This window comes from Streptomyces sp. NPDC059861 (genome assembly GCF_042731435.1).
GTDB lineage: Bacteria > Actinomycetota > Actinomycetes > Streptomycetales > Streptomycetaceae > Streptomyces.
On record NZ_JBHWJQ010000039.1, the window covers coordinates 35,364 to 57,994 of the forward strand.

At 68.8% G+C, this 22,631-nt stretch carries 15 protein-coding genes and 4 pseudogenes; 9 read left to right on the top strand and 10 right to left on the bottom strand.

Annotated elements, in window-relative coordinates; genetic code table 11:
• Positions 1 to 5: 5 nt before the first annotated feature.
• The 3 genes and pseudogenes from ACFV6X_RS28530 to ACFV6X_RS28540 all read right to left on the bottom strand — a co-directional run bounded on the left by ACFV6X_RS28530 (position 6) and on the right by ACFV6X_RS28540 (position 2,905).
• Positions 6 to 461, bottom strand: a complete 456-nt coding sequence (locus ACFV6X_RS28530; RefSeq protein WP_385388106.1) for a VOC family protein — start codon at positions 459 to 461, stop codon at positions 6 to 8.
• 386 nt (positions 462 to 847) lie between these two features.
• Positions 848 to 1,236: pseudogene (locus tag ACFV6X_RS28535) on the bottom strand (GNAT family N-acetyltransferase).
• 271 nt (positions 1,237 to 1,507) lie between these two features.
• Entirely contained in the window at positions 1,508 to 2,905 is a 1,398-nt protein-coding gene (locus ACFV6X_RS28540) for an MFS transporter (RefSeq protein ID WP_385388108.1), read from the bottom strand.
• 103 nt (positions 2,906 to 3,008) lie between these two features.
• Between ACFV6X_RS28540 and ACFV6X_RS28545 the strand changes: the two genes are divergently transcribed.
• From ACFV6X_RS28545 to ACFV6X_RS28555, 3 genes and pseudogenes are all read left to right on the top strand, one after another.
• Positions 3,009 to 3,623 (top strand): TetR/AcrR family transcriptional regulator, encoded by a 615-nt coding sequence (locus ACFV6X_RS28545; RefSeq protein WP_385388110.1) that lies wholly within the window; start codon positions 3,009 to 3,011, stop codon positions 3,621 to 3,623.
• Positions 3,624 to 4,859: 1,236 nt separating this feature from the next.
• Positions 4,860 to 7,310, top strand: a complete 2,451-nt coding sequence (locus ACFV6X_RS28550) for a SpoIIE family protein phosphatase (RefSeq protein ID WP_385388112.1) — start codon at positions 4,860 to 4,862, stop codon at positions 7,308 to 7,310.
• A 202-nt stretch (positions 7,311 to 7,512) separates the two neighbouring features.
• Positions 7,513 to 7,596: pseudogene (locus ACFV6X_RS28555) on the top strand (IS5/IS1182 family transposase); the annotation flags it as partial.
• A 12-nt stretch (positions 7,597 to 7,608) separates the two neighbouring features.
• On the opposite strand, the gene ACFV6X_RS28560 reads toward ACFV6X_RS28555, so the two are convergent.
• Complete coding sequence (locus tag ACFV6X_RS28560; RefSeq protein WP_385388186.1) at positions 7,609 to 8,118, bottom strand: hypothetical protein; 510 nt, start codon at positions 8,116 to 8,118, stop codon at positions 7,609 to 7,611.
• A gap of 723 nt (positions 8,119 to 8,841) precedes the next feature.
• A pseudogene (locus ACFV6X_RS28565) lies at positions 8,842 to 9,375 on the bottom strand (transposase); the annotation flags it as partial.
• Between the two features lie 161 nt (positions 9,376 to 9,536).
• Between ACFV6X_RS28565 and ACFV6X_RS28570 the strand changes: the two are divergent.
• Entirely contained in the window at positions 9,537 to 10,808 is a 1,272-nt protein-coding gene (locus ACFV6X_RS28570; RefSeq protein WP_385388115.1) for a glycosyltransferase family 4 protein, read from the top strand.
• Positions 10,805 to 11,650, top strand: coding sequence for a transferase (locus ACFV6X_RS28575; protein WP_385388118.1), 846 nt, complete (start codon positions 10,805 to 10,807; stop codon positions 11,648 to 11,650). Before ACFV6X_RS28570 ends, ACFV6X_RS28575 begins: the two co-directional genes overlap by 4 nt.
• 395 nt (positions 11,651 to 12,045) lie before the next feature.
• On the opposite strand, the gene ACFV6X_RS28580 is transcribed toward ACFV6X_RS28575, so the two are convergent.
• Positions 12,046 to 12,552 (bottom strand): DUF6584 family protein, encoded by a 507-nt coding sequence (locus tag ACFV6X_RS28580; RefSeq protein ID WP_385388120.1) that lies wholly within the window; start codon positions 12,550 to 12,552, stop codon positions 12,046 to 12,048.
• A 200-nt stretch (positions 12,553 to 12,752) separates the two neighbouring features.
• Between ACFV6X_RS28580 and ACFV6X_RS28585 the strand changes: the two genes are divergently transcribed.
• Both ACFV6X_RS28585 and ACFV6X_RS28590 read left to right on the top strand, forming a co-directional pair.
• Complete coding sequence (locus tag ACFV6X_RS28585) at positions 12,753 to 13,361, top strand: hypothetical protein (protein WP_385388122.1); 609 nt, start codon at positions 12,753 to 12,755, stop codon at positions 13,359 to 13,361.
• Between the two features lie 233 nt (positions 13,362 to 13,594).
• Positions 13,595 to 13,687 (top strand): annotated as a pseudogene (locus ACFV6X_RS28590) (IS630 family transposase); the annotation flags it as partial.
• Between the two features lie 833 nt (positions 13,688 to 14,520).
• Here the strand turns inward: ACFV6X_RS28590 and ACFV6X_RS28595 are convergent.
• From ACFV6X_RS28595 to ACFV6X_RS28605, 3 genes are all read right to left on the bottom strand, one after another.
• Entirely contained in the window at positions 14,521 to 15,621 is a 1,101-nt protein-coding gene (locus ACFV6X_RS28595) for a WxL protein peptidoglycan domain-containing protein (protein ID WP_385388125.1), read from the bottom strand.
• A gap of 70 nt (positions 15,622 to 15,691) precedes the next feature.
• Entirely contained in the window at positions 15,692 to 17,617 is a 1,926-nt protein-coding gene (locus ACFV6X_RS28600) for a fibronectin type III domain-containing protein (RefSeq protein ID WP_385388127.1), read from the bottom strand.
• Between the two features lie 145 nt (positions 17,618 to 17,762).
• Positions 17,763 to 18,977 carry a HupE/UreJ family protein gene (locus ACFV6X_RS28605; protein WP_385388130.1) on the bottom strand — a complete coding sequence of 405 codons (1,215 nt, stop codon included), beginning with the start codon at positions 18,975 to 18,977 and terminating at the stop codon, positions 17,763 to 17,765.
• A gap of 170 nt (positions 18,978 to 19,147) precedes the next feature.
• Between ACFV6X_RS28605 and ACFV6X_RS28610 the strand changes: the two genes are divergently transcribed.
• The gene (locus ACFV6X_RS28610) at positions 19,148 to 19,828 is read left to right on the top strand and encodes a hypothetical protein (RefSeq protein WP_385388133.1); all 681 of its coding nucleotides are present in this window, start codon (positions 19,148 to 19,150) and stop codon (positions 19,826 to 19,828) included.
• A 370-nt stretch (positions 19,829 to 20,198) separates the two neighbouring features.
• Here ACFV6X_RS28610 and ACFV6X_RS28615 read toward each other — a convergent pair whose 3' ends face one another.
• On the bottom strand, positions 20,199 to 20,681 hold the full coding sequence (locus tag ACFV6X_RS28615; RefSeq protein WP_385388136.1) for a DUF3152 domain-containing protein: 483 nt from the start codon (positions 20,679 to 20,681) through the stop codon (positions 20,199 to 20,201).
• A gap of 321 nt (positions 20,682 to 21,002) precedes the next feature.
• Here ACFV6X_RS28615 and ACFV6X_RS28620 point away from each other — a divergent pair, with 321 nt between their 5' ends.
• Complete coding sequence (locus tag ACFV6X_RS28620; protein ID WP_385388139.1) at positions 21,003 to 22,193, top strand: IS110 family transposase; 1,191 nt, start codon at positions 21,003 to 21,005, stop codon at positions 22,191 to 22,193.
• Positions 22,194 to 22,631 lie beyond the last annotated feature (438 nt).

The following is a 22,631-nucleotide window of genomic DNA, read 5'->3' on the forward strand; positions in this document are numbered from 1 at the left end:
GATTCCTAGACGACGTCGAATTCGTTGCCTTCCGGGTCCTGCAGCAGGACGGCGTAATGCCCCATGTCCGGCTCATCCGTGATCCGAAGCACGCTGGCGCCGGCTTTGATCAGTCTTTCCACCGTGGTGGTGACCCGCTGCGTGCGGACCGCCAGCGGGACGTCGCGCCCGCCGCCGACCTTCAGGTCCAGGTGTATCCGGTTCTTCATGGCTTTGGGTTCCGGAACCTGCTGGAACCACACCCGGGGCCCTCGTCCTGCGGGACCCACGATCGACTCCGGTATGTCGCCCGCCCCTGCCGGCAACTCTTCCTCGGGCACCCCCATGGCTGCCCAGTACTCCCGCCACGTGGCATGGCCGCCCGGTGGAGGTTCGGGTACGTATCCCAGAGCCTCACTCCAGAACGCCACCAGCCTCTGCGGGTCGGCACAGTCGATCGTCAGTTGCAGCGTCATCTCCATGACCAGAGCCTGACAGACACGTCTGACATTCATGCCGGACCGACCCCGCAGGCGGGAGAGGCACCCTTTCGAAGTACGCCCTGGTTGAGCGCCTGGACTTCGCGAACGTCGGTGGTGAAGTCGGTTGTGCTGACGTCGGTGAGCTGTCCGCCGGCCGCTGCTCCTCCGACGATCTGCCAGTCGATCGTACAGGTGCCCGTGGCGGTCCCCTGGACTGAGTCGCCGCCGGCCAGCCGGTGACGGCCTTCGAGGAGGTCATGGCCGCATTCCAGAATCCGGATCCCGCGAAGGGGACCCGGCAGGCCAAGAACCCTTCCCGCGGACGTTGTTGCTGATCGCACCCAGAGCAGGATCGGGCCGCCGGCAGCGGACGCGCCGGCGGATGATCAGGTGCCCATCACCCGGTACATGCCGATCGAGTCGTGGACGGCGGTGTCGGCGAAGCCGAACGTCTCGTAGAGGAAGCGGGCGGGGCCGTCCGCGATCAGGGAGACGTAGGTGGTGGCGGGCGCCCGGTGTTCCAGTTCCTCCGTGAGCGCGGCCATGATGCGCCTGCCCAGGCCACGTCCTTGGTGGGCGGGGTGGACGCAGATGTCGACGATCTGGAACGCGGTACCGCCGTCACCGATGATCCTCCCCATGCCGATGGGCTCCCCCTTGTGGTGGAGGACCACCCCGTACCAGGTGTGGGGCAGGGCGATCGCGACCGCCTCCGGGCCTTGTCCGAAAGGCCGGCATCGGTGCGCAGACGGCGGTAGACCTCGGCGGAGGGCACGCCCACGCTCAACTCGTAGGGGTCGTCCAAACTGTCCGCCTCCGTTCGTGCGTCGTGTGCGGTGAGGACTGCCGTGAGGCTCGACTGCTGGTCGCAGACGCGTTGCGATGTTCATCCAGTACCTCCGTGAGCATGTCCAACGCGTCAGGCCCGCCCGACCGCTGTGGGTGGCATAGCTGCGATGGGGCCTGAAGGGTGCACGGGTCGTCGGCCTTGTCCGCGCCGCGGCTGCGGAGATGCTGAGCATGGCCCGACCCCCTTGGGCCAGGGCTTACTCGTGCTTGGCGGGGATCAGCCACAGGGCGATGACGCCGGAGAACGCGGCCAGGCCGGCGGCGACGAGGAACGCGTCCTCGAAACCGGCAGCGGTCCGGACACCGGTGCGGACAGCGATGCTCGTGGCGGCGGCGCTGGAGACGGCCGCCGCACCGGCCGCGGCACCGAACTCGTGGAAGGTGCTGACGATGCCCGACGTCACACCGGCGTCGTGGGGGGCGACACCGGCCAACGCGGTGGCAGAGGCGACCACGAACAGAGCGCCCAGACCCGCAGCGGCCACGCTCACGCCGGTGACCATCGCGGCGGTTCCCGACCCAAGCACCGGAACGAGAAACCCGGCGGCTGCCACAGCCAGGGATGTGACAGCCAGCAGTCGTGCCCCCAGACGGCCGATCACGCGGCCGGCAGCTGCGGCGGCGGCCATGGTCAGCAGCGCCACCGGCAGGAACAGCACGCCGGTCTTCAGGGCACCGTGGCCCTGGCGGTTCTGGAGATAGAACGAACCGAGGAAGAAGGCCCCCACCATCAGCGCCGTGGTGACGGCGATGACGAAGGTGCCCGCCACCACCGGGCGCCGACCCAGCAGCCGAAGGTCGATCAGCGGTGCCGCCGTCCGGCGTTGCCGGACGGCGAAACCTGCGTAGAGGGCTGCCGCAGTGGCGGCCAGGGCCACCGTGACGAGGTCGAGCCAGCCGTGGTCACCGGCACGGATCAGGGCGTAGATGAGGGCGCCGGTCGCCGCGGCGACCAGGACGGCCCCGGGTATGTCGAGGGAGCCGGTGCCCGCGCGGGGGAGGCTCGGCAGGATCCGGGCGAGCGAGACGAGGACGATCAGACCGACGGGGACGTTGACGAAGAAGACCCAGGCCCAGCCCGGACCCGCCGTGATCAGCCCGCCCAGCAGCACGCCGAGCGCGGCTCCCCCGCCACCGAGCGCCGACCAGATACCCAGCGCGCGGTTGCGCTCCTCGCCGTCGAACAGCCGCACCACCACCGACAGCGCAGCAGGCGACAGCATCGCGGCACCCGCCCCCTGCGCGATCCGGGCGGTGAGCAGCAGCGGGGCGCCGGTGGCCAGTCCGGCGGCCAGTGACGCGGCGGTGAACACGGCGAGCCCGGCCAGGACGACGCGCTTCGGGCCGAACAGGTCCGCGGCCCGGCCGCCGAGCAGCATCAGGCTCCCGAACGTGAGGGCGTAGCCGCTGACCACCCAGGTCAGCGACGCGCGGCCCAGGCCGAGTTCGTCACCCATGTCAGGCAGTGCGATCGCGACCACGGTGATGTCGAGGATCAGCATCAGCTGGGCCAGCCCGAGCAGTCCCAGGGACGTCCAGCGCAGCGGATGCGGCGCATCCGATGCGCGTGTGGTGGTGGTTTCCGCGTCACTCATGACGCTCCCCCTCATCGATAAGTCGTACAACGTTGTTCAGGTTATACACCCCAAGGGTGTAAGCCAAACAGTCCTGTACGACTTACTGGGGTACGGTTGGCTCATGGGCAGCAAGAACTCCCCGGCCACCAAGCGCGCCGACGCTCTGCGCAGCATCGAAGCGATCGTGCATGCCGCGGCCGAATGCCTCGGACAGAACCCCGAGGCGAGCCTGAGCGAGATCGCGCGGGCCGCAGGCGTGGGCCGGGTGACTCTGTATGCGCACTTCGCCTCGCGGGCGGAGGTCGTCGACGCGGCGATGAGCCGCGCCATCGACCGGGGCAACGAAGTACTGGACACGGTCGACCTCACCGGCGACCCCCAGCACGCCCTTGCCCGGTACATCGAAGCGGGCTGGCCCCTGGTGGACCAGGCACGGGCGCTGCTCGCCGCCGCACAACGCGAACTTCCCGCCGGACGCATCCGCGAACTGCACGCCGCGCCCGCCGCCCGGGTCGAGACGCTGGTCGCCCGCGGCCGCGCCGAAGGCGCCTTCCGCAGCGACCTGCCGATCGTCTGGATGGTCAATGTCCTGCACGCGCTCATGCACAGCGCGGCAGAGGAGATCCGCGCCGGCCGCCTCACCTCCGACCACGCCGCCGACCACATCACGGCGACAGCCCTCGCCGCCTTCACCCCGCCAGGCAGACCAGTACCCGGCGGTGGCAGCGGGACGTAACACCAACGGCCTCGCGAAGAGCTCCAGAAGTTGCTCCCGGAGTCTGTTGCCGTGGCAGGTGCGGTCGTCCACGAGATCGGTTCGGCGCCTGACCAGTATCTTCAGGTCGACGGCTATCTCGTCGCCGGACCGCAGAGCGCTTCGAGGTCCTTGCGCGCATCCGGGCCTGGCCGGCGATGACGAAGACGTCCTCGGCATCGGCCGTGCCCTGACCCCGTATGCGGCTGACGTCCGGTGAACGGCAAACCCGGTGAAGCAGACCATCGGCTGGCCGTGGCCCAGCAGCAGGCCAATGAGCAGGACACCCCGCCGTGGCTGACATCCACCGCCCACAACGCGTCCCCCGAGAGCGCCCGTACGTCGCCGACCAGCTCCAGCAGCGCAGACTCGTCGTCCAGGATCCTCCGCGACGACATGCGCCTGCCTTACACGTCGATCACCACGCAGTGGTGGTGCTCCTTGCCGATGTCCACCCCGGCTTAAGGTCCCGGGCACTGTCACCCGCGCCAGCCCGTCGCCTGGAAGCAGCCCAGCAGGCGACCTCGCCGACGTTGTCCTGCACAGCGATCAAGTCGCGGATCACGATCAGCGGTCGAGCCGTCGGGGGGTCCTGGCGGCCAGGTCATCTGAGCCGTCCGACAGCGGCAAGCTCAAAGCCATACCCGGAACCTCCGAAGCCCGACGATCCAGCGGATGACCGCCTCAGGCCCACGCTCGAAAGGACAGGGCAAGCTCCGTCATCCCTTGATGGCACCCACGGGGTCCGGTGACGCCCGTGGGCGAGCCCACCCGCCAGGCTCGCCCAGCCCGACCGCCAGACCGACCACGGCAGGTCACCGGCCGCGAAGAGAGCCATCAGCTGAGGGCGGCCTGGGAACCCGCGCCGTGCCGGACTCCCCGATGGCTTCGTCATGGTCTGTCTGGGACGTTCTCGCTGGTCACAGCGTCCGACCGGAGGCTCGCACACCCGCACCCGCACGGTGCCCGCCGACGCCCGGCGAACCCGTAGTGCCTCGCCTGCAGTCGTCCGAGCGGCGTCCCAACGCGCGTTCCCGAAGGCTCCTGTTTCAAGCCGCCCCCATACTCCTCACCCTCGCCACTCGCAAGCTTTGAGGGCGCGGCACTGTCACAGAACAGACCCCTGTCCGGTCAATCAGGCGAAAAGGGTAAATAGACCCCTCATTCCGTCCCGTCCGCCTATCTCCCAGCCTCCCTAGGATCAGCAGCTTGATGACCATGACCAGCACTTGCCGGACGACGTTCGGTAAGCCGATGAACCCGACCGAAGTGACGGACACGGCGTTCGCACTCATCGACGAGCAGGGGGTGGTGGTCGCGTGGACGCAGGCGGCCGAGCAACTGGTCGGGTACTCCGCCGGCGACGTGGTGGGGCGGTCCGCCACACTCGTCCTGCCGTGCTTCGGGAAAGTGCCGACCATGTCGGCCTTCGTCGAGCAGTGCCGTGTCCGGAACGGCTGGCCGGGCTCCTCGGCGGTGCGCCACCGGGACGGCCGCATGCTCCGCGTCAGCCTGCGGATGTCCATGGTGCGAGGGCAGGACGGAGCAGTGCGGTGGCTGGCGAGCACCACCGACCTCGGCGTGTCGTTGGGGGAAGCGACGAGCGGATCGGTGCTGGGGGCGGTTCTTGCCCGTGCGCCGATCGGCGTCTCCGTCCGTGACCTGCAGTTGCGCTGCGTCTGGACGAACGACGTGATGGAGAGCCACGACGGCACTTCCACCGACCGGCGGCTGGGCCGTCGGGTCCGTGATGCGTGGCCCGGTACCGGGGCCGCAACCACCGAGGCGATGATGCGGCAGGTGCTCCAGGGCGGGACCACGAAGGTCCACGAGTACCGGACGTGGCTGCCGACCCGCTCGGGCCAGGAACATCCGGTCGCGGTTTCGTTCTCGTGCCTCCAAGGCGCCGACGGCCGCGCGCTGGGGGTATGCGTCCTCAGCGTCGACATTGCCGAGAGCCGACGGGTGCGCGAGCGCCTGGCCGTCCTCGGCGAGGCCGGCACGCGCCTGGGCAGCACCTTGGATGTGATGCAGATCGGCCAGGAACTGGCCGATCTGGCCGTGCCCCTGTTCGCCGACTTCGTGGCGGTGGACCTCGAGCAGTCGGTCCCGTTCGGCAAAGGGCCCCCGATTCACATCGGCGCGCTGGGCGAGCGCCTCCCCGTTCTCCGACGCGCCGGTCTGGCCTCGATCCACCCAGGGGTCCCGGAATCCGCGTGGGGACGCGGTGATGCCGTTCCCAGGCCGCCTGACGCACCCTGTTTCGGGGCCCTGCGCACCGGAAGGTCCTATCTGGAGCCGATCATGGACACCGCTACGGGCTCCTGGATCGACCAGGAACCGGCACTGGCGGAGAAGATCCGTGAGAACGGCATGCACTCCCTGATGCTCGTACCCATCCGCTCGCGGCGCGTCCTGCTGGGCACGGCGCTGTTCGTCCGCACCGAGAATTGCATGCCGTTCCAGGAGGACGATCTACTCCTGGCCGAGGAACTCGTCGGCCGCGCCGCGGTGTCGTTGGACAACGCGCGCCAGTACACGCGCGAGCAGACCGCGGCCCTCGCACTCCAGCGCAACCTGCTTCCCCGCCGTCTCAGGGGAGGCCTGGCGGTCGAGGCGGCCTCCCGCTACCTCCCCGCCGATATCGACCGTGGCGTCGGGGGCGACTGGTTCGACGTGATCCCGCTGTCCGGCGCCCGGGTGGCACTCGTCGTCGGCGACGTCGTCGGACACGGTCTGGACGCCGCCGCGGCCATGGGCAGCCTCCGCACCACCGTACGCACGCTCGCGCACATGGAGCTGCCCCCCGACGAACTGCTGGCCCGCCTCGACGACACGGTCGAGCGACTGGCGGAAGAGGACACCGATGACTCGGACCAGGCTGCCACCGTGGTGGGTGCCACCTGTCTGTATGCCGTCTACGACCCGGTCACCCGCAAGTGCAGCATGGCAACAGCCGGACATCTCCCGCCGGCGATCGTCGACCCGCAGGGCCGGGTGAATTTCCCCGACCTTCCCACCGGTGCCCCACTCGGAATCGGACTAGGGGTCCCGTTCGAGGCTGTGGAGCTGGAACTGCCCGAGGGAAGTCTCATCGCCCTCTACACCGACGGCCTGGTCGAGACCCGTGAGGACGACATCGAAGAGGGAATGCACCGTCTGGCCGCCACCCTCGAGCAACGGGACCTCCCCCTGGAGGAACTCTGTACCCGTGCGACGGAGCCCGCCAAGGGGCAGGCGGCCTGCGACGACGCCAGCCTGCTCCTGGTCCGCACCCGCGCACTGACGTCGGCCCACGTCGCCTCCTGGACGCTGACCCGTGACGAGACCACGGTCGGCCGCGCCCGGAACCTGGCTGCCGGGCAGCTGGCCGAATGGGGCCTGGAAGGGCTCGAGGACCCCATGAAGCTGATCGTCAGCGAACTGGTCACCAACGCCGTCCGCTACAGCCCCGGCCCGATCGATCTGCGCCTGATCCGGCATCAGGCCCTGACCTGCGAAGTGTCGGACACGGACGGCTGCTTGCCGCGTCCGCGTCAGGCCGGCACCGTCGCCGAGAACGGCCGCGGCCTCCATCTGGTCTCCCAGCTGTCCCGCCGATGGGGCACCCGCCCGACACCGGTCGGCAAGGTCGTCTGGGCCGAGAAAGAGCTGGACGCCCGCGTCTGAGGCGCGATCGTCCGCCGTGCGCAACGGGGCGTCGGTGCGCCACCAACTGGCCGACGCAGGAGGCGAAGTCCGCGATCGTGCGCGAGCCGCGACGCGCGCGCCGGCTACTGACGGGCCGAGGCCATAGCGTCGGCGAGCTTGCGTTGCGCGTGGTCATCCATGGAGAAGGACGCGCTTTCGTAGGAGATTGAACCCGGCGCGGCCGAACATCGGGCTGTCGGGCGTGACCGCCTTCCGTCGGTTCACCGAATGGAGCGAGGCACGTGTGTGGGCCAAGCTCCACCGAGGCTCCGGCGGCCTACCTCTTCAGGTGGGACATGAGTACGCGCATGTCGTTGATCATTGCTGTTTGGTGCGTGGACACGTCCGGGGCTTCCGGGGCCTCACCCACCGGCCCGTCCGTGTCTTCGCCGAGGTAGCTGACCACGGCCGAGAGCCCGAGGGACAGGACGGCACCGCCGTCCCGTACCCGCAGTTCCGTACTGCTGAGATCCGAGGTGATCAGGTACGCCCCGTCCCCGATGTCGGCGACGGCCTTCACCTCCTCCTCCGCGACGACCTCGAGGCCCGTGACCCGCCTCTCCGCGTCGAACTCGATGCCGGGATCAGTCCTTTTGTGCAGTGTGACGTTGACACTGACGGTGTAGTCGACGAACCAACCTCCCCCAGCGCCCGACGTCTCCATGTCAGGGCGCAGGTGGATGGAGCACTGGACGTGGTCGAGGGCAGGATCCTCCGACAGCCCGGAGGACATGACGCTGGTGCTGTCCATGGGCGCGATCTCCGCGCCCATGGAGGGCAGTTGCACGGTTCGGCAGGCTTGCTGGGTGAGCTGGTACCCGCGTGTCTCGGGCTCCGGCACACCGAACCCCAGACGGAACACCGCCAACGACCACACCGCAGATGCCACCAGCGTGCCACCGACGGCCCACAGCCACGGCTTTCGTGGGCTTCCTCGCTCCCCCGGCTCACCACCGAGGTCACCACCGTGGTCACCGACTACTCGATACGCCCCGAAAGGAGGGGCGCCTTCTACCATTTCCGGCTCGGAAATCACGGCGTCTCTCACGTGCTCCTGCATGCGTCTTGACCAGGAACTGTCCCACCCTGCCAAGCGGAGCGGTCATCAGTTCGGGCGAAGCTTATGCGATGGAACGACACTCTGAAGCCCACTCGACGGACAGACGCATTCGGTGCCGGGCCTCGTCGTCGATCTGCCGTACTGAGTCTGCCCCTCGATCAGGTCAGAATCTTGAGGAGCTCTTTGTCCAGAGGGCCGGATGACGCCAGGTTCCGCCCTGTGTGGAGGTTGCGGTCCGCGACGGGGTAGGGCTGCCAGGCGGGGTCCCGCGAATACTGAGTGGGCAGCTCTTTCAACTCGTCTTCCAGCAGCCACCTGACCTTGTCGGCGAAATCGACGCCTGCCTCCTCTTCGCTGCAGAATCACGTCAAGCGGAAGTCGGCGAAGGGCTTGTCGCCGTTCGCGCGGAGACGACGGCTCAAAATCACACCCGGATTCCTGATCGAGATGTCAGGCGGCGGTTGTGACGGGCGGAACGGGGTCGTAGCACCGTCCGTCGCAGGAGGGCCCACAGGACGTTGACCCGTCGGCGGGCGAGCGCGAGCACGGCGTGGACATGCCGTTCGCCTTCGGCGCCCATGCGGTCGTAGAAGCGGCGAGCCTCGTCGCAGCAGCGGGTGTTGAGCAACGCGGAGGTGTAGAAGACGCATTGGAGGCGGCGACTGTAACGCTTGGGCCGGTGCAGGTTGCCGCTGATCTTGCCCGAGTCGCGGGCGGCGGGGGCGACGCCGGCGAACCCGGCGAGCCGGCCGGCGCTGCCCTCGATGAGCTGTCGGTCTCGGTGATCTTCCCGTAGAGGGCCATCACCTCCCGGGCCAGAGAGTGCACGACCGGGCGGTGATCTTCTCGCCGGGAACGGCGGTGTGCTGGTTCTTGGCGGCCCGGACGGCCTTGGTGGCGAGCTGGTCGGCGCCATGGACCTTGCGGTTGCGCAGCCAGGTCGGCCAGGCGCTCGACGCCCGTGCGGCGGATGGCGGCTGAGGTCAGTTCAGTGCGGGACGGCGACCGAAACGGATGCGACCGTTCGTGCCCGCCCATGTGCCGGAGCGCAGACGCCTCGTCGTGCATGGCGAGTAGGTGACCTGCGAGGCAACGGAGCTGTAACGGTGGGCAACCGATCGGCGTTCCATGAGGTCTAGTCCGCCATGAAGATCTCCTTCCTGCTCCACAACGCCTATGGGATCGGAGGCACGATCACCACCACGTTCAATCTGGCCCAGGCCCTGGCCGACCGGCACGAGGTGGAGATCGTCTCCGCCATGCGGCACCGGGAGCACCCGAACTTCACGCTCGACCCGAAAGTGTCGTTGAAACCGCTCGTGGATCTGCGGCACGAGAGGAAACACCCCCTGCACCTCAGACCGGCGCGGGTCTTCCCCGCCGCCGAGTACCGCTACCGCCAGTACAGCGAGCTGACGGACCGACGAATCGGGGCTTGCCTCGCGGAGACGGAGGCCGACGTGGTCATCGGCACCCGGCCCGGCCTCAACGTGCACCTTGCACGTCAGGCACCGGAGCAGGTGATCCTCATCGGGCAGGAGCATCTGACCCTGGACCACCATTCGCCCCGCCTGCGCACCGCGCTGCGCCGGGCGTATCGCCAACTCGACACGCTCACCACGGTCACCGAGGCCGACGCCGCCGCATACCGGCGCCAGATGCGGCTCCCCGGCGTGCGCGTGGAGGCACTGCCCAACAGCGTGCCCGACCCGGTGCTGCCCGCTGCGGACGGCACCGCGAAGGTCGTGGTCGCGGCCGGCAGGCTGGTCCCGGTGAAGCGGTACGACCTGCTCATCGAGGCGTTCGCCCTGGTCGCCGCCCACCACCCGGACTGGCATCTGCGCATCTACGGCCAAGGCGAGGAACACGGCCGCCTGCGAGAGCTCATCGGACGTCTCGGCCTGAACAACAACGCCTTCCTGATGGGAGCCGCGGCCCCGATGGAAGGCGAGTGGGTCAAGGGCTCGATCGCCGCGACCGCCGCCGACTTCGAGCCGTTCGGCATGACCATCGTCGAGGCCATGCGCTGCGGACTGCCCGTGGTGAGCACCGACTGCCCGCACGGACCCGCCGAGATCATCAAGGACGGTGTCGACGGCCGGCTGGTACCGGTCGGGGACCGCGACGCGCTGGGCGTCGCGCTGCTGGAACTCGTGCGCGACGACGAACGACGCCGGCTGATGGGCCGTACGGCCCAGGAGAACACGCGGCGCTACGCGCCGGCCCTCGTCGTGGAGCGGGTCGAGCGGCTGATCGACGCCGCGAGGTCGGCTCGCGCGGGCGAAGCACCGGCCCCGGTCCCACCGGACGGCAGCCGAATACAACACGCCCTGATCAGCAAGGGATTCGCCGCCCGCGACGCCGCGTACGCCATGGCCTCCGGTGCGCTACGGACAGTACGGAGGGGACGGCGATGACCACGAACCACGAGACGACACCGGGCGCACAGCCGCGTGCCGCCTGCACGGCCGACGCCGACGGCCGGCTCACCTTCCGTCTTCAGGCACCGGCCGGAACGGGCACGCGGCTGCTCCTGCGGCTGCGCCCCAAGAAGGGCGGTTGCGCAAAGATCCTCCACTCCCTCGACCTGCGGCCCGCGGACAACGGAAACCTGCGGGCCGTCCTGGACACCCCGCCCGTGCTCGACGAGGGCCGCTGGGACCTCTACCTGCTACCCGGCCCCGGCGCCGAGCAACTGAGACTGCGACCCGGCCTCCGCGACCTGCGGGCCCTGGTGGACGGCCACCTCCGTGACTGGCCGTCGCCGGTGGCCGTGCGCGTCCCGTACGTCACCAAGGACGGTTACCTCGCGCTGCGGAGCTGGCTGCGGCCGGCGCACGCGGAGGTCGGCACCGTTGACGTCACCGACCGCTCCCTGACGGTCCACGCAAGGCTGCACGGCGCCACGCTCACCGGTGAAACGGTCATGCGACTGCGTCCGCGCGGTGGCAAGGGCACCGCACGGACCGTCGCCGTGCGCGGCGATGACGACGGCCGATGCTTCTCCTTCACCGTGGACCTCGCGGAGCTGGCGGCGGCCGGCGCGGACGCGAACCGCGTCTGGGACGTGTTCCTCGTCGGGGCCGGAGCGCGAACCGGAGGCGCGGCGGCCCCGATCCGTCTCGGCCGTCTCCTCGACGACATCGCACACCGCAAGGAGATCTTCGTCCTCCCCGCCACCGCGGTCGGCGGTCGCATCGTGCGGCCCTGCTACACGGTGGACAACGACCTCTCCGTCGAGGTCGGAACAGGCAAGTAGAGCGTTCCCGAGGACCGGCCGAGCCGCGGCGATCACGAGTTTCGTGTCAGCAACGATGATGAAGTGGCGCATGTCCTGAGAACCGGTAGGTACGGCTCAAGACAACGGTCGTGCGGTCCCGGACCGGGATCAGGGTGCCGCACACAAAGGAAACGACGTCTTGAAAGGCGTTCATGCAAGTCAAGCCCTATGCGACTCTCGTGCCTGCCCCACTCTGAGGTGCGCCAGGCGGATAGCGATCGCACAACCGAGCGTCCCGCCGAGCACGCCGAGGCGCGCCCGCACCAGCCGGATACGCGAGTCAACTTATGCGACTTCGCTGGTGGGTTGGCCGACGCTCCGAACTCCGCGGGCGCTCTGGCCAGCGGCGAAGAGGAGGGCACCGCCCCGATGGGTCAGCGGAACAGGGCAATGAGGCCGTTCACCCAGATCGCGAGATTGGCGAGGATCATCACCAGGCATCCCGCCCCGGCCAGGCAGCCCGGCAGGGAGCCCCCTCCGCTGTCCGGTATCCCGGCGGCAGGGACCGTGTCCCAGTCGACGTCGTGACCCATGACGTCGGAGCAGGCCACGCGTACGGCTGTCAGTTGCTCCCTGGCGAAGGGTGTGGGGGCTCCCGTCTCCGAGCCCTGCCAGGCAAGTGCGCGCATGCGGTGCGCGGGTGTGGGGTACCTCGCCTCGAAGGCGGCAGACTCAGCGGCGTCCCGGTCGTGTTCCAGGTACATCCATCGACCCGCTTCCGCAGGATCTCCGTAGAGCCGGTACACCTCGGCGAGGCGTCGACGCAGCATCAGGTCGTTCGGGAAGGACGACACCAGCCCGCGCAAACGCTGGCGCGCGACAGGAACCCGGCCGGCGGCCAGGTCTGCGTCGACTCGGGCAAGGGTGTCTCGCAGAGGCATGGCGGCATCATCGGACACCACGGCGACCACCGTCGACCGGTTTTGTCGCCCAGCAGTCGCTGGACTGCGCCCGGAGCACGACGGCCGGTGCCTGAGTAGAGTGACTGGCGATCCCGTCGGCGTCTGACGGTGTATCAACAGGTCGTCGGTGGCGCATGATGGAGAGAGCCCGTGCCGTCAGATGAGAGGTGCGCGTGTCGATGAAACGCAAGACCCGAATTCTTCTGGCGGGCCTCGCATCGGTGGGCGGCGCCGTGGCTGGCGCCGGCTTCCTGCACAACCGCCGACCGGACCGCAGGGAACGCGTCCACGTCACGCTCTTCGACGAGCCGGGATACAGGGGTCGCAACAAGACTCTGACCTGGACCGGCGGCGAGCGCGAGGTCGTCCCGCTCACCCGGGTACAGCTGGCGGGCATCGGCTCGATCAGGCTCGAGCGGTTCGTGTTCCGCTTCCAGCCCGAGATACATGTACCGAACATGCACTTCCTGTGGCACGCCCTCACCGAACGTCCGGACCGCACGGACCCCGAGGGAGGCGTGGCCGCCTTCATCGCCATGCACGAGCTCGCCGGTGCGTTCTCGGTGGGCTATTGGGAGCCGGTCCGCGAGTCCGAGGCACGGTCGGGAGTACGGCTCTGGGCCGGGCGCCCTGGGGATCACGACAGGGACGGCCGCGCCGAGACGGCAGCTTCCGGCAACCGGCACTGGCACGACGTGCGGGCCGACACGCCCGACCTGGGCTCATGGAGCACCCGCACGCGCTACCTCGAACTCGGCTACCACGACGGAAGCGGCCCCCGCAGCTGACCGCCGCGTTCCCCGCCTGCTTCCGTGACCTCGCCGGCCAAGCCCCTCACCAGCAGGACCGTCCGGCGCGACACGGGGTCGCCGAGCGCACGCGGATGGCAAGAGACAAGCCCTGAGGGTCGGCGAGGGATCCCGCTGGTCAGCGCCGAGAAGCGACAACGACGCGCCTTCGGGGTTGTTGCGCGCCCCCAGTACGAGGACCCAGACGTCGTGACCGCGGAGGTCTACCTCACTTGGACAACCTGTCCGCCACAAGGGCGACACCGATCCGACGCCGGGCGAAGAGGAACCGCGTAGAGCTGTGCTTCACCCCCACCTACGTCAGCCTGCACCTCACGCGCCACGTCAGTCTCCGGAAGATCCGAAGAAACCGACGTGAGTGGGCTGGTTGTCGGCGTGAAGGAGCACATAGAAGCCGGTCCAACGCATCTCGTGCTCCCCGAGGAGACCTGTGTCTCTATCGCCCCGGCGCCAAGCCTGCATGAAAGTGTAGGACTGAGTGATTGCGTCCTCGTACTGCTGAACAGTAGGGCGATCCGTACCAAAGTGAATCAAGAGCCGAGGAGGAGCCAGTGGCCGGACGGTGAAGTAGTCCTCCGCACTTGACTCCCGAGGCAACTTCGTGACGGCCGCTGAGCCGACTGCGGAGGTCAGCCTGCGACAGCCCAATGTTCGACCCGCGCTCGGTGGTGGCCAGGCGGTTCGGAGCCGGGGCCGGTCTCGATGATCGTGCCGTCGAAGGTGAGACGCTCGACGATCGCGGCGCGGAGACAGCGATCGGTGGCAGGTCGAGAGGGTGGGACGTGGCCTAGCCCGGTGGCCCCACCCGGCCGGTGCTTGATTCGCCAAGAGTATGAGGCGCCGTGGCGCGGTCGCACGCCACCACTGCTGCGCCGGGTGCTGCGGACATTGCCGACTGGTGCTGAAGAACTGCACGTATCCGCCGCGGCCCGTCGCGGTGGGACGGGCAGACCTCACTCTGCTGGAACGGCGCGCGTCGCCGGCCAAGAACGTAAGGCGGGCCGTCGGCGGCTGGTCACGCCGCTGCGCCGAAGGCCGGTCTCTTGTCCGCTGCCGTATCCCCGGCCCGCTTCCACGGCGTGTGTCCCATGGGGCCTGGAGGGTCCGCCCTGGCCGGGGGCGTCGGGCTGTGAGCTGGTCACGGTGTCGGCTGCGTGGGGGTCTTGCGGGTCTCCTCCTCGCGCAGGGCCTGGGCGACGGCCTCGCGTACGCGGGCGTCCTCACGCTCCTTCCCGCGCTTCCGGTTGCGGCGGATGAGGACGACGGTCGCGGCGACGGCAGCCAGCAGAGCGACGACGATCACCAGCAGTGTCCACGGGACCGCCCAGCCGTGGGTCGTGGTCTCGACCGGGTCCAGGGGCGTGATCGAGCCGGACGCGTCGGTGAGCAGGGGGGTGAGGTGGACGGTGGCCGTCAGGGCGACCGTGGGGGCCACGCCGTGCACCGGTACCTTCACCTTCCAGCTCTCCCCGGGGAGCAACTCCGGCGGTGCCGGGATGTGGCCCGCCTGCGCCCGGAGCCATCCGAACGGACTCTCCACCGAGACCGACTGCCGCGCCGAGAGCAGGGCGTTGCCGGTGTTGCGGATCGTGTAGCTGACGGTGGCCTCGCCCGCGCCGAAGGGGTTGGACGTGCCCGCGTAGTCGACGTGAAGGTCCTCGATCGCGAGCCTAGGGTCGAGTTCCCCGCTGACCCGCAGTTTGACGCGGATGCCCAGGCGGCGGTCGACGTTGATGCCACGTGTGTCGTCGGACTGGGTGAGGGAGGTCAGGATGCCGCCCACGTAGTCGCCGGGGGTGGCGTTGTCCGGGACCGTGAGGGTGAAGGGGATCTCGGCGGTCCTGCCGGGCTTGATGACGACGCTGTCCCGTTCGGAGTGCACCCAGGCGCCGACCGCCACGGACTTCTTGTCCTTGGTGACCAGGTCGAGTTGGCCCGTTTCGGTGGTGTAGCCGTCGGCGGCGTACAGCGCGAGCCGCAGCGGGGTCTTGCTGCGGTTGGCGACGACCATGGCGTCCTCGACCTTGCCGCCGGGGTTCACGGTGTAGCTGTAGCTGGATCGGTCGTCGCCGTATCCGTTCGCGGCTGTGCGCACGGTCCAGGTGACGTCGCCGTCGGCGGCCGAGGCGGGGCGGGCCTGGAGGCCGATCAGGGTGAGGGCCGCGAGCAGGACCAGGCCGGCGGTGCGGGTGAGGGCGGTGACGAGGCCGGTCTTGCGGCGTGTCGGGGACGGGTGCATGTCGGGGTTCTCCTGGCAGGGGGCGGGGCAGACACCGTCGGGTGTCTGCCCCGCCGTCAAACGGTTCCGGTCAGCTGCTCAGCGCAGTGATCGTGAGGGTCGCGCGGTATCCGCCCTTGTCGACACTGTCCGGGATCTTCAGATCCAGGTCGGCGCCGAGCTTGGCGTTGCCCCGCGGGTGGCCCTGCTCGGCGGAGCTGAGGCCACGCGAGACGGACAGGCCCTGGCCGTGGTCGTCGTAGCCGGACGCCACCGGGTCACCGGCCGCGGCACCGGCGCCGCCGTCCAGGACGTACGGCGTCCAGCCGAGGTAGGAGCCAGAGAACGTCTTGTCGGCGTCGCGGAAGTCGCTCACGTTGGCCGCGATCGACCACGGGGCGAGCGAGCGGCGGCTGTCGGAGACGAGGATCGGGTTGATCTTGCCGCCCGCGACGAAGTGGTCGCCGTTCTCCTCCTTGGCGGTACCGAGGTCGACCAGGCCGTTGTAACCGTCGATCGTCCAGCCGAACTCACCCGGGGCCGGGTTGGGTACGTCGACCTGCAGGTCCTGCTTGTCGCCGTGGAACGGGTGCACCGTGACGTCGTCGACGTGCGAACCGACCGGCTGATCGGGGCCGTTGGCGGCGCTGCGGATGTTCTCGACCACGAGCTTGTCGTTGCGCACCTGGACCTTGACGTAGGTGCGGACGTGCTCCTGGCTCTGGACCGAGTTGTACCAGTAGTTGTCCGGGTTGAGCGGGTCGGCGCCGTTGCCCGCGCCGCTGGTCCCGCTGCTGTCCGGCTTGGTGATGTCGTAGTACTTGGAGCCCGAAGCGGAGTTGGCCGTCACGTAGAGGACGCCACCGGGACCCGGGTACACGTCGGCGGCACCCGGCTTCTCGGCCGGGTTCTCCTTCTCGCCGTTCTTGATCAGGTAGCTGCGGGAGTAGCTGTGGTCGTGGCCCTGCAGAACCAGGTCCACGCCGAGCTTGGAAAACGTTGTCGGGAAGTCCGTACGACGCAGTTTGTTGTCGCCGTCCTTGGCGTGCGCGGCCGGCGAGTAGATGGCGTGGTGGTACACGAGGACCTTCCACTTGGCCTCGTCGCCGTGCTTGTTGATGACGTCGGTGACGAAGTTGACGTGTGCCGCGTCACCGCCGCCGCCGGCGGAGTTGTAGCTGTTGCTGTTCAGGTCGATGAACAGCACGTCCTTGTAGATGTACCAGTAGTCACCGCCGGACTTGGTCCCCGCGGGATTCCCGTTGTCGTAGTACGGGGCCGAGCGGTCGGTGTTCGGGGTGGAGAAGTGCTGCTCGTAGGCCTTGCCGCCGACGTCGTGGTTGCCGATGGTGGCGGCCCACGGGTACTGGCGCAGCTGGTTGGGGGCGAGGAAGGCGTTCCACTGGGACTCGGTGTTGGCCGTCTCGACCTGGTCACCGCCCGACACCAGGATCTCGGCGTCCGGGTTGGCCTTCAGCGAGACGTCGACGGTGTCCTGCCAGCCGGCCTGGTCCTTGGCCAGGTCGCCGGAGGAGCCGATCTGCGGGTCGCCGTAGAACAGGAAGTCGTAGTCGCCTTCGAAGTCCTGGGTCTTGAAGGAGTAGGTGGCCGACCAGTTGCCCTCGCTGCCCACGCGGTAGGAGTACTGGGTGTGCTCCTTCAGACCGGTGATCGTGGCGTGGCGGTTGTAGCCGCCGCTGCTCGCGATGTTCGCCGCGCCCATGGCGTCGAAGGTCGCCGCGCCTGCGGGGAACTCGTCGTTCGCCACCTGCGCGGTCGGCGCGACCTGGATGACCTGCGCCGTGTCGGTGGAGGAGTACCAGGTCACGGTGCGCTGTGACTCGTTGGCACCCACGCCGAGAATCACGCCGCTGAGCGTCGCGGACTCGGCAGCGCCGGCCGGGATGGCCATGCCGCTGCCCAGGACGACGGTCAGCCCCAGGAACGCCGCAGTGGCCCCGGTGGCCATGTGGCGCCGCACAGGCCTACGGGCCTGCGGGGAAGTGCTCGATCTCATGAGTTTCGTTCTCTGTTCCGTTGTGCACGCCTGAACGTGCATGAAGTGGAGATCTGCACGCTCACGCCGCCAAGTGATGGTCCGGTGAATGAGAAACCGCCAGATGGTGGAAGACTGTCCAAGGTCTGTAAAGGTCGGGAAAATCTCAGAATCCGGCCACGCGTTGCACGAACCACAGCAGTCCCATGACGCAAACCCCCGCGGACACCAGGCCCGTGGCCCGCAGGCCGGCCCGGGGCGAGTGCCGGCGCAGCGCCAGCAGCAGCGGGAACACCACGGCGATGACAGCCAACTGCACCACTTCGATACCGACGTTGAACACGAGCAGCGACCACAGCAGCGTCCAGGACCACGCCGCCTCGATGCCCAGGGCGCCCGCGAAGCCCAGACCGTGCACGAGGCCGAAACAGAACACCACCGCCAGGCGGGACCAGCCGGCGCTGTCGAGCCCGAGACGACCACCCCCCTCCCCCGCCGCCAGGTCCATGGCCTGGCCCCCGTACCGGCCCAGTCGCCACAGGTACCAGCCGGCGACCACGGCGATCGACAGCGCGATCACCGGTTCAACGACGAGTGAGGGCACCTCGACGACACCGAGCGCGGCCAGCATGAACGTCACCGAGTGCGCCACGGTGAAGCTCGTCGCCGCCAGCACGATCTCCCGCGGACGGCGTGAACCGGCTATCAGCGCCAGCAGGAAAAGGAGATGATCGATCCCCGTCAGCAGATGCTCGGCACCCAGGCGGAAGAACTCCCAGAAGCGCTCGTACCAGGACTGCGCCAGGGAGAACGACGCATGTGCGGCGTCCAGCGCCGCACTGCCCGAGCGGCCGTCGATGTCGTACGTGACGATGGTCTTTACGCCCTTGACGTAGCCCTCCGCGTCGGGAAACAGGCCGCTGCGCAGCACCTCGTCGCCGCCCTTCCCGGGGCAGGACCAGTCGAGTCTCATGCCGGTGTACGGCACGCCTTCGCGATGTTTCATCGTGAAGCGGCCTGCCTGCGACGGTGTGCAGGGCCCACCCCCGGCCGTGACCGGGAAGCGCTCGGCGACGTACGCGACGGCGGACCGGGCATGCGCGTTCAGCGCCGCGGCCTGGGCACGGGCGTCGCCGGACTCGAAGGCCGAGGTGCCTTCACGGAAGAGGGCGTCGTCGTGCTCGAGGTCGGCGGCGGACACGACGTAGAGGTCGTACTCGAGTTCCAGAGTGGTTTGCAGGAAGCCGCCGTCGGACCGGGAGACGTGGGCGTACACGGTCGAGGAAAAGCCGTGAGCCGAGGCAGGTTGCTGCCAGACAGCCAGGAAGGCGATCAGCGCCGCGACGATTCCGGCGAGGGGGCGGCGGACATGGTGTGACATGTGGCTCCTTCACGTTGCCACCGCAGCGTGCGCGCTTTCGCTGAACCCGAACCGGAGCATCGGAGAACCCTTGGCAAACAAGTGTGCGGACGCCGTCGCTCGAGTGGATGCGGCACGAATCGGCGGATGAGGATGAGGACGCACCACTCACCACCCGGAGAACGATCATCTTGCGCTCCTCGCTTCGGTCCGTCGCCGCGCTGGCCACGGCCGCCGCCCTCGCCCTGCCGCTCGCCGCATGCGGCTCCGGTGACGACTGGTCACGACCGCACCCCTCCCCCTCCGCCGTGGGCGCCGCGGCACCTGGTTTCGTCGACCCGGCCGACCCTCCCGCTCCTGAGGCCACCGCGACTCCCCGACCTGGCTCGTGGTCCGGCCTCCACCCCTCCGAGGGCTACCGTGTCGTGCTGGTCACCTCGGGGGACGACCGTCCGACCCGGACCCTCGTGGCCGCGGTCCAACGGTGGGCTGAAGACGAGGACGTCACTCTGCGCACGGTGACCGCCGCGCACCCGGCCGACGCGGTGCCGCGCATCGCCGAGGCGCTCGACATGAAACCCGACCTCGTCGTCAGCGCGGGCAACGACCTCATCGACGCCCTCGCCACAGTGACCCCCCACCACCTTTCGCAGCAGTTCCTCGTGGTGGGCGCGGAGCTGGCCGAGCCGACCGAGAACGTCACCGCCGTCGACTGGTCCGGCGCCTCGTTCCGCGGCGAGGGCCTCGGCATGTCCTCGACGTACGACCCCGCCTCCTTCACCCCCGCCCGCTGTGCAGCGGCGGTCCGCGCCGGGGTCGCCTCCATACTCACCGGTGTCACAGGCATCGTCCTCCAACTCGACGGAAACTAGTGCTGGATTCCTCTTTCGCCGGGTATGTCCTTGTGGCGGGGAGGGTTCGGGTACTCGGGGGCGGGTGCTGCACGGTGGTGTCACGGGCACGGCCGAGCCGTGACGAGAACGAGGAACAGGAGAGCCCACCGAGGGCCTCCCCGCTGACGGCCCACCGCTTCACCAGAGTCTCGACGTGGGGAGGCCGTGACGGTGGTTGCGCTCCACCGCGATCCGTCCCGGAGTCGAACTTCACCCACCCATGCCCCTCCTGGCGCCTTCTTCAGGCAACGGAGTGAGCCAGTTGGACGCCGATGTCGTTCACGGCGTCCGGGTCCTCGTTCCCGGCCCGCATCTGGGTCATGGTCAGCCCCGGACCGGGCAAGCCACGTCAGTACACGGTGGGACCCGTGATGTATCTGCCGTGCCTTGCGTACGGCCTGGCATTGGAAAGGCAGCCATTCAGCCCCTTGATCTGCTGCATCATCACCGGTGCGAGCTGCCCGGGGCCGGGGCAGCCCATGTGCGTGCGGATGCCGATCTCGTGACCGACGTCATGGTTGATGATCAGGTGGCGGTATTCTGCCGGAGTGCCGTCGAACTGCGGCGAGCCCAGCGTCCAACGGCGCAGGTTCACGACGACGCCTTCGGACGTTTCACAGTTGAGTTCGCCGCGGGTGTCGAGACCTTGTGCCAGGCAGAGCCGGTCCGCGGTGGCAGGTGTAGCGATCTTGATCACGAAGTCGGCCTTGGACGAGACAAGTTGGAACGAACCACGGCCGTGGGCGGCCCAGCTTCGCTCGTGGGCGAGGATTGTCTGAATCTCCGCCGCGGCATCCTCAGCGGATATGTCTATGCCGTCCTCGACCTGCACGCGGTAGCGGCGCAGGGGCCCGAGCCCACCGGAGTACCGTATGCCTGTGCAGTGGTGAAAGTGCCGGGGCCGGCGACAGGCACCTCAGGCGTCCCTACCTTGTTGCTTGGGCTGAGCGAGCCATTCGTAGGGTTGGCTCACCCAGGGGTGCCGGGTGTGGCTTTCAGGCGTCTGCCGTGTCTGTGGCTTCCACCGATTCGCCGCCCGGCACCCCACGACGACTCGGCTGCTCATTAGGAATTGCGGCACTGATCGCTCAGTAGGGACTCGACAGCGAGGTCGTCCGTGGTACCTGTTCAAACACGACCTGCGGAGAAGCGAGTGACAGCGATCTGGGCCGGTATCGACGCCGGGAAGACCCATCACCACTGCGTGGTGATCGACGACGCGGGCAGGCGACTTCTGTCCCGGCGCGTCGCCAACGACGAGACCGAACTGCTCAAGCTCCTCGCAGACGTTCTCGACCTGGGTGACGAAGCGGTCTGGGGCATCGACCTGGCGGACGGCGGGGCCGCCCTGGTGATCGCAGTGCTGCTCAACCACGGTCAGCAGCTCCTCTACATCCCCGGACGGGCAGTCAACCGGGCCTCCGAGGGCTACCGGGGTGACGGTAAGACCGACGCCAAGGACGCGGCGGTGATCGCCGATCAGGCCCGCATCCGGCGCGACCTCGCCGTGCTGCGACCAGGCGACGAGCTGGTGTTCGAGCTGAAGGTCCTCACCCGGCACCGCCGTGACCTCAGCGACGACCGCACCCGGACCATCAACCGGCTCCGCGGCCACCTCACCGAGATCTTCCCTGGTCTGGAGCGCGAGCTCGACCTGGGCAACGTCGGCCCTCTGGTTCTCCTGACCGGCTACCAGACCCCGGCTGCCATCCGCCGGGCCGGCCGACGACGGCTGGGAACATGGCTGCGCAACCGGAAGGTCCGCAGCGCCGACGAACTCGCCGCCAAGGCCGTCCAGGCCGCCGAAGGCCAGCACACCAGCGTCCCCGGCGAGGACATGACCGCCCGCGTGGTGCACTCCCTGGCGAAGGAGGTGATGGCCCTCAACGAGAAGATCGCCGAGATCGACAAGCTCATCGAGGGCCGGTTTCGCCAGCATCGCACCGCCGAGGTGATCGCGAGTATGCCCGGCATCGGCGCTCTGCTGGGCGCCGAGTTCCTGGCCGCCACAGGCGGTGACATGGACGCCTTCACCAGTGCGGACCGGCTGGCCGCCTTCGCCGGCGTCTCTCCGACACCCCGCGATTCCGGGAAGGTCAGCGGCAACCTGCACCGCCCCACTCGTTACAGCCGGCGCCTCCAGCGCGTTTTCTACACCTCCGCACTGATCAGCATCCGCTGCTGTGACGAGTCCCGCCGCTTCTACGACCGCAAGCGAGCCGAAGGCAAACGACACAGCCAGGCCGTCATGGCCCTCGCACGCCGACGAGTCAACGTCCTGTGGGCCCTCCTTCGTGACGGACGGTGCTACCAACCCATACCACCCGTCACCCTGGCTGCTTGACATCCAGATTAGGAATCGGTTCAGGCCGAGGGCTCCTGGTCGGCTGTGAGGGCGCGGGTGAGGGGCGAGTGGAGTGCGTGCCCCTTTGGGACGGGGACGCGGTCACATCCGGTGCCGACGGCACCTGAACACCTCTGGCTGCCGTCTCGGCGCTGTACCGCATGGCCAGGGCGTCTCCTCCGACGATCGCGCTCATCACGACCGTGGTGAGAACCATCCGGACCCACACGGAGCGACGAGGGGCTTTGCGGCGCCTCGTGCCACGCCCACCCCGCTGTGCGACAGACTTACCCACAGCGACCCCCGCCGGCAGGAAGGCCTTCGCTCAGGCGCTGCCCACAGTCCGGGGACGCCGCAACAGCCTCGCCGGCCGCTTGGTACGAGAGCAAGGGATACGCGCCGCAGAACCCCGGCGTCGCCGATCAGCAGCAGGGCCCG

Excerpts from the sequence above, each read along its gene's own strand:
- ACFV6X_RS28575 (WP_385388118.1), top strand. The coding sequence starts at position 10,805 with ATGACCACGAACCACGAGACGACACCGGGCGCACAGCCGCGTGCCGCC.
- ACFV6X_RS28545 (WP_385388110.1), top strand. The coding sequence starts at position 3,009 with ATGGGCAGCAAGAACTCCCCGGCCACCAAGCGCGCCGACGCTCTGCGC.
- ACFV6X_RS28595 (WP_385388125.1), bottom strand. The coding sequence starts at position 15,621 with ATGCACCCGTCCCCGACACGCCGCAAGACCGGCCTCGTCACCGCCCTC.
- ACFV6X_RS28570 (WP_385388115.1), top strand. The coding sequence starts at position 9,537 with ATGAAGATCTCCTTCCTGCTCCACAACGCCTATGGGATCGGAGGCACG.
- ACFV6X_RS28580 (WP_385388120.1), bottom strand. The coding sequence starts at position 12,552 with ATGCCTCTGCGAGACACCCTTGCCCGAGTCGACGCAGACCTGGCCGCC.
- ACFV6X_RS28585 (WP_385388122.1), top strand. The coding sequence starts at position 12,753 with ATGAAACGCAAGACCCGAATTCTTCTGGCGGGCCTCGCATCGGTGGGC.
- ACFV6X_RS28605 (WP_385388130.1), bottom strand. The coding sequence starts at position 18,977 with ATGTCACACCATGTCCGCCGCCCCCTCGCCGGAATCGTCGCGGCGCTG.
- ACFV6X_RS28600 (WP_385388127.1), bottom strand. The coding sequence starts at position 17,617 with ATGAGATCGAGCACTTCCCCGCAGGCCCGTAGGCCTGTGCGGCGCCAC.
- ACFV6X_RS28530 (WP_385388106.1), bottom strand. The coding sequence starts at position 461 with ATGGAGATGACGCTGCAACTGACGATCGACTGTGCCGACCCGCAGAGG.
- ACFV6X_RS28540 (WP_385388108.1), bottom strand. The coding sequence starts at position 2,905 with ATGAGTGACGCGGAAACCACCACCACACGCGCATCGGATGCGCCGCAT.
- ACFV6X_RS28550 (WP_385388112.1), top strand. The coding sequence starts at position 4,860 with ATGACCAGCACTTGCCGGACGACGTTCGGTAAGCCGATGAACCCGACC.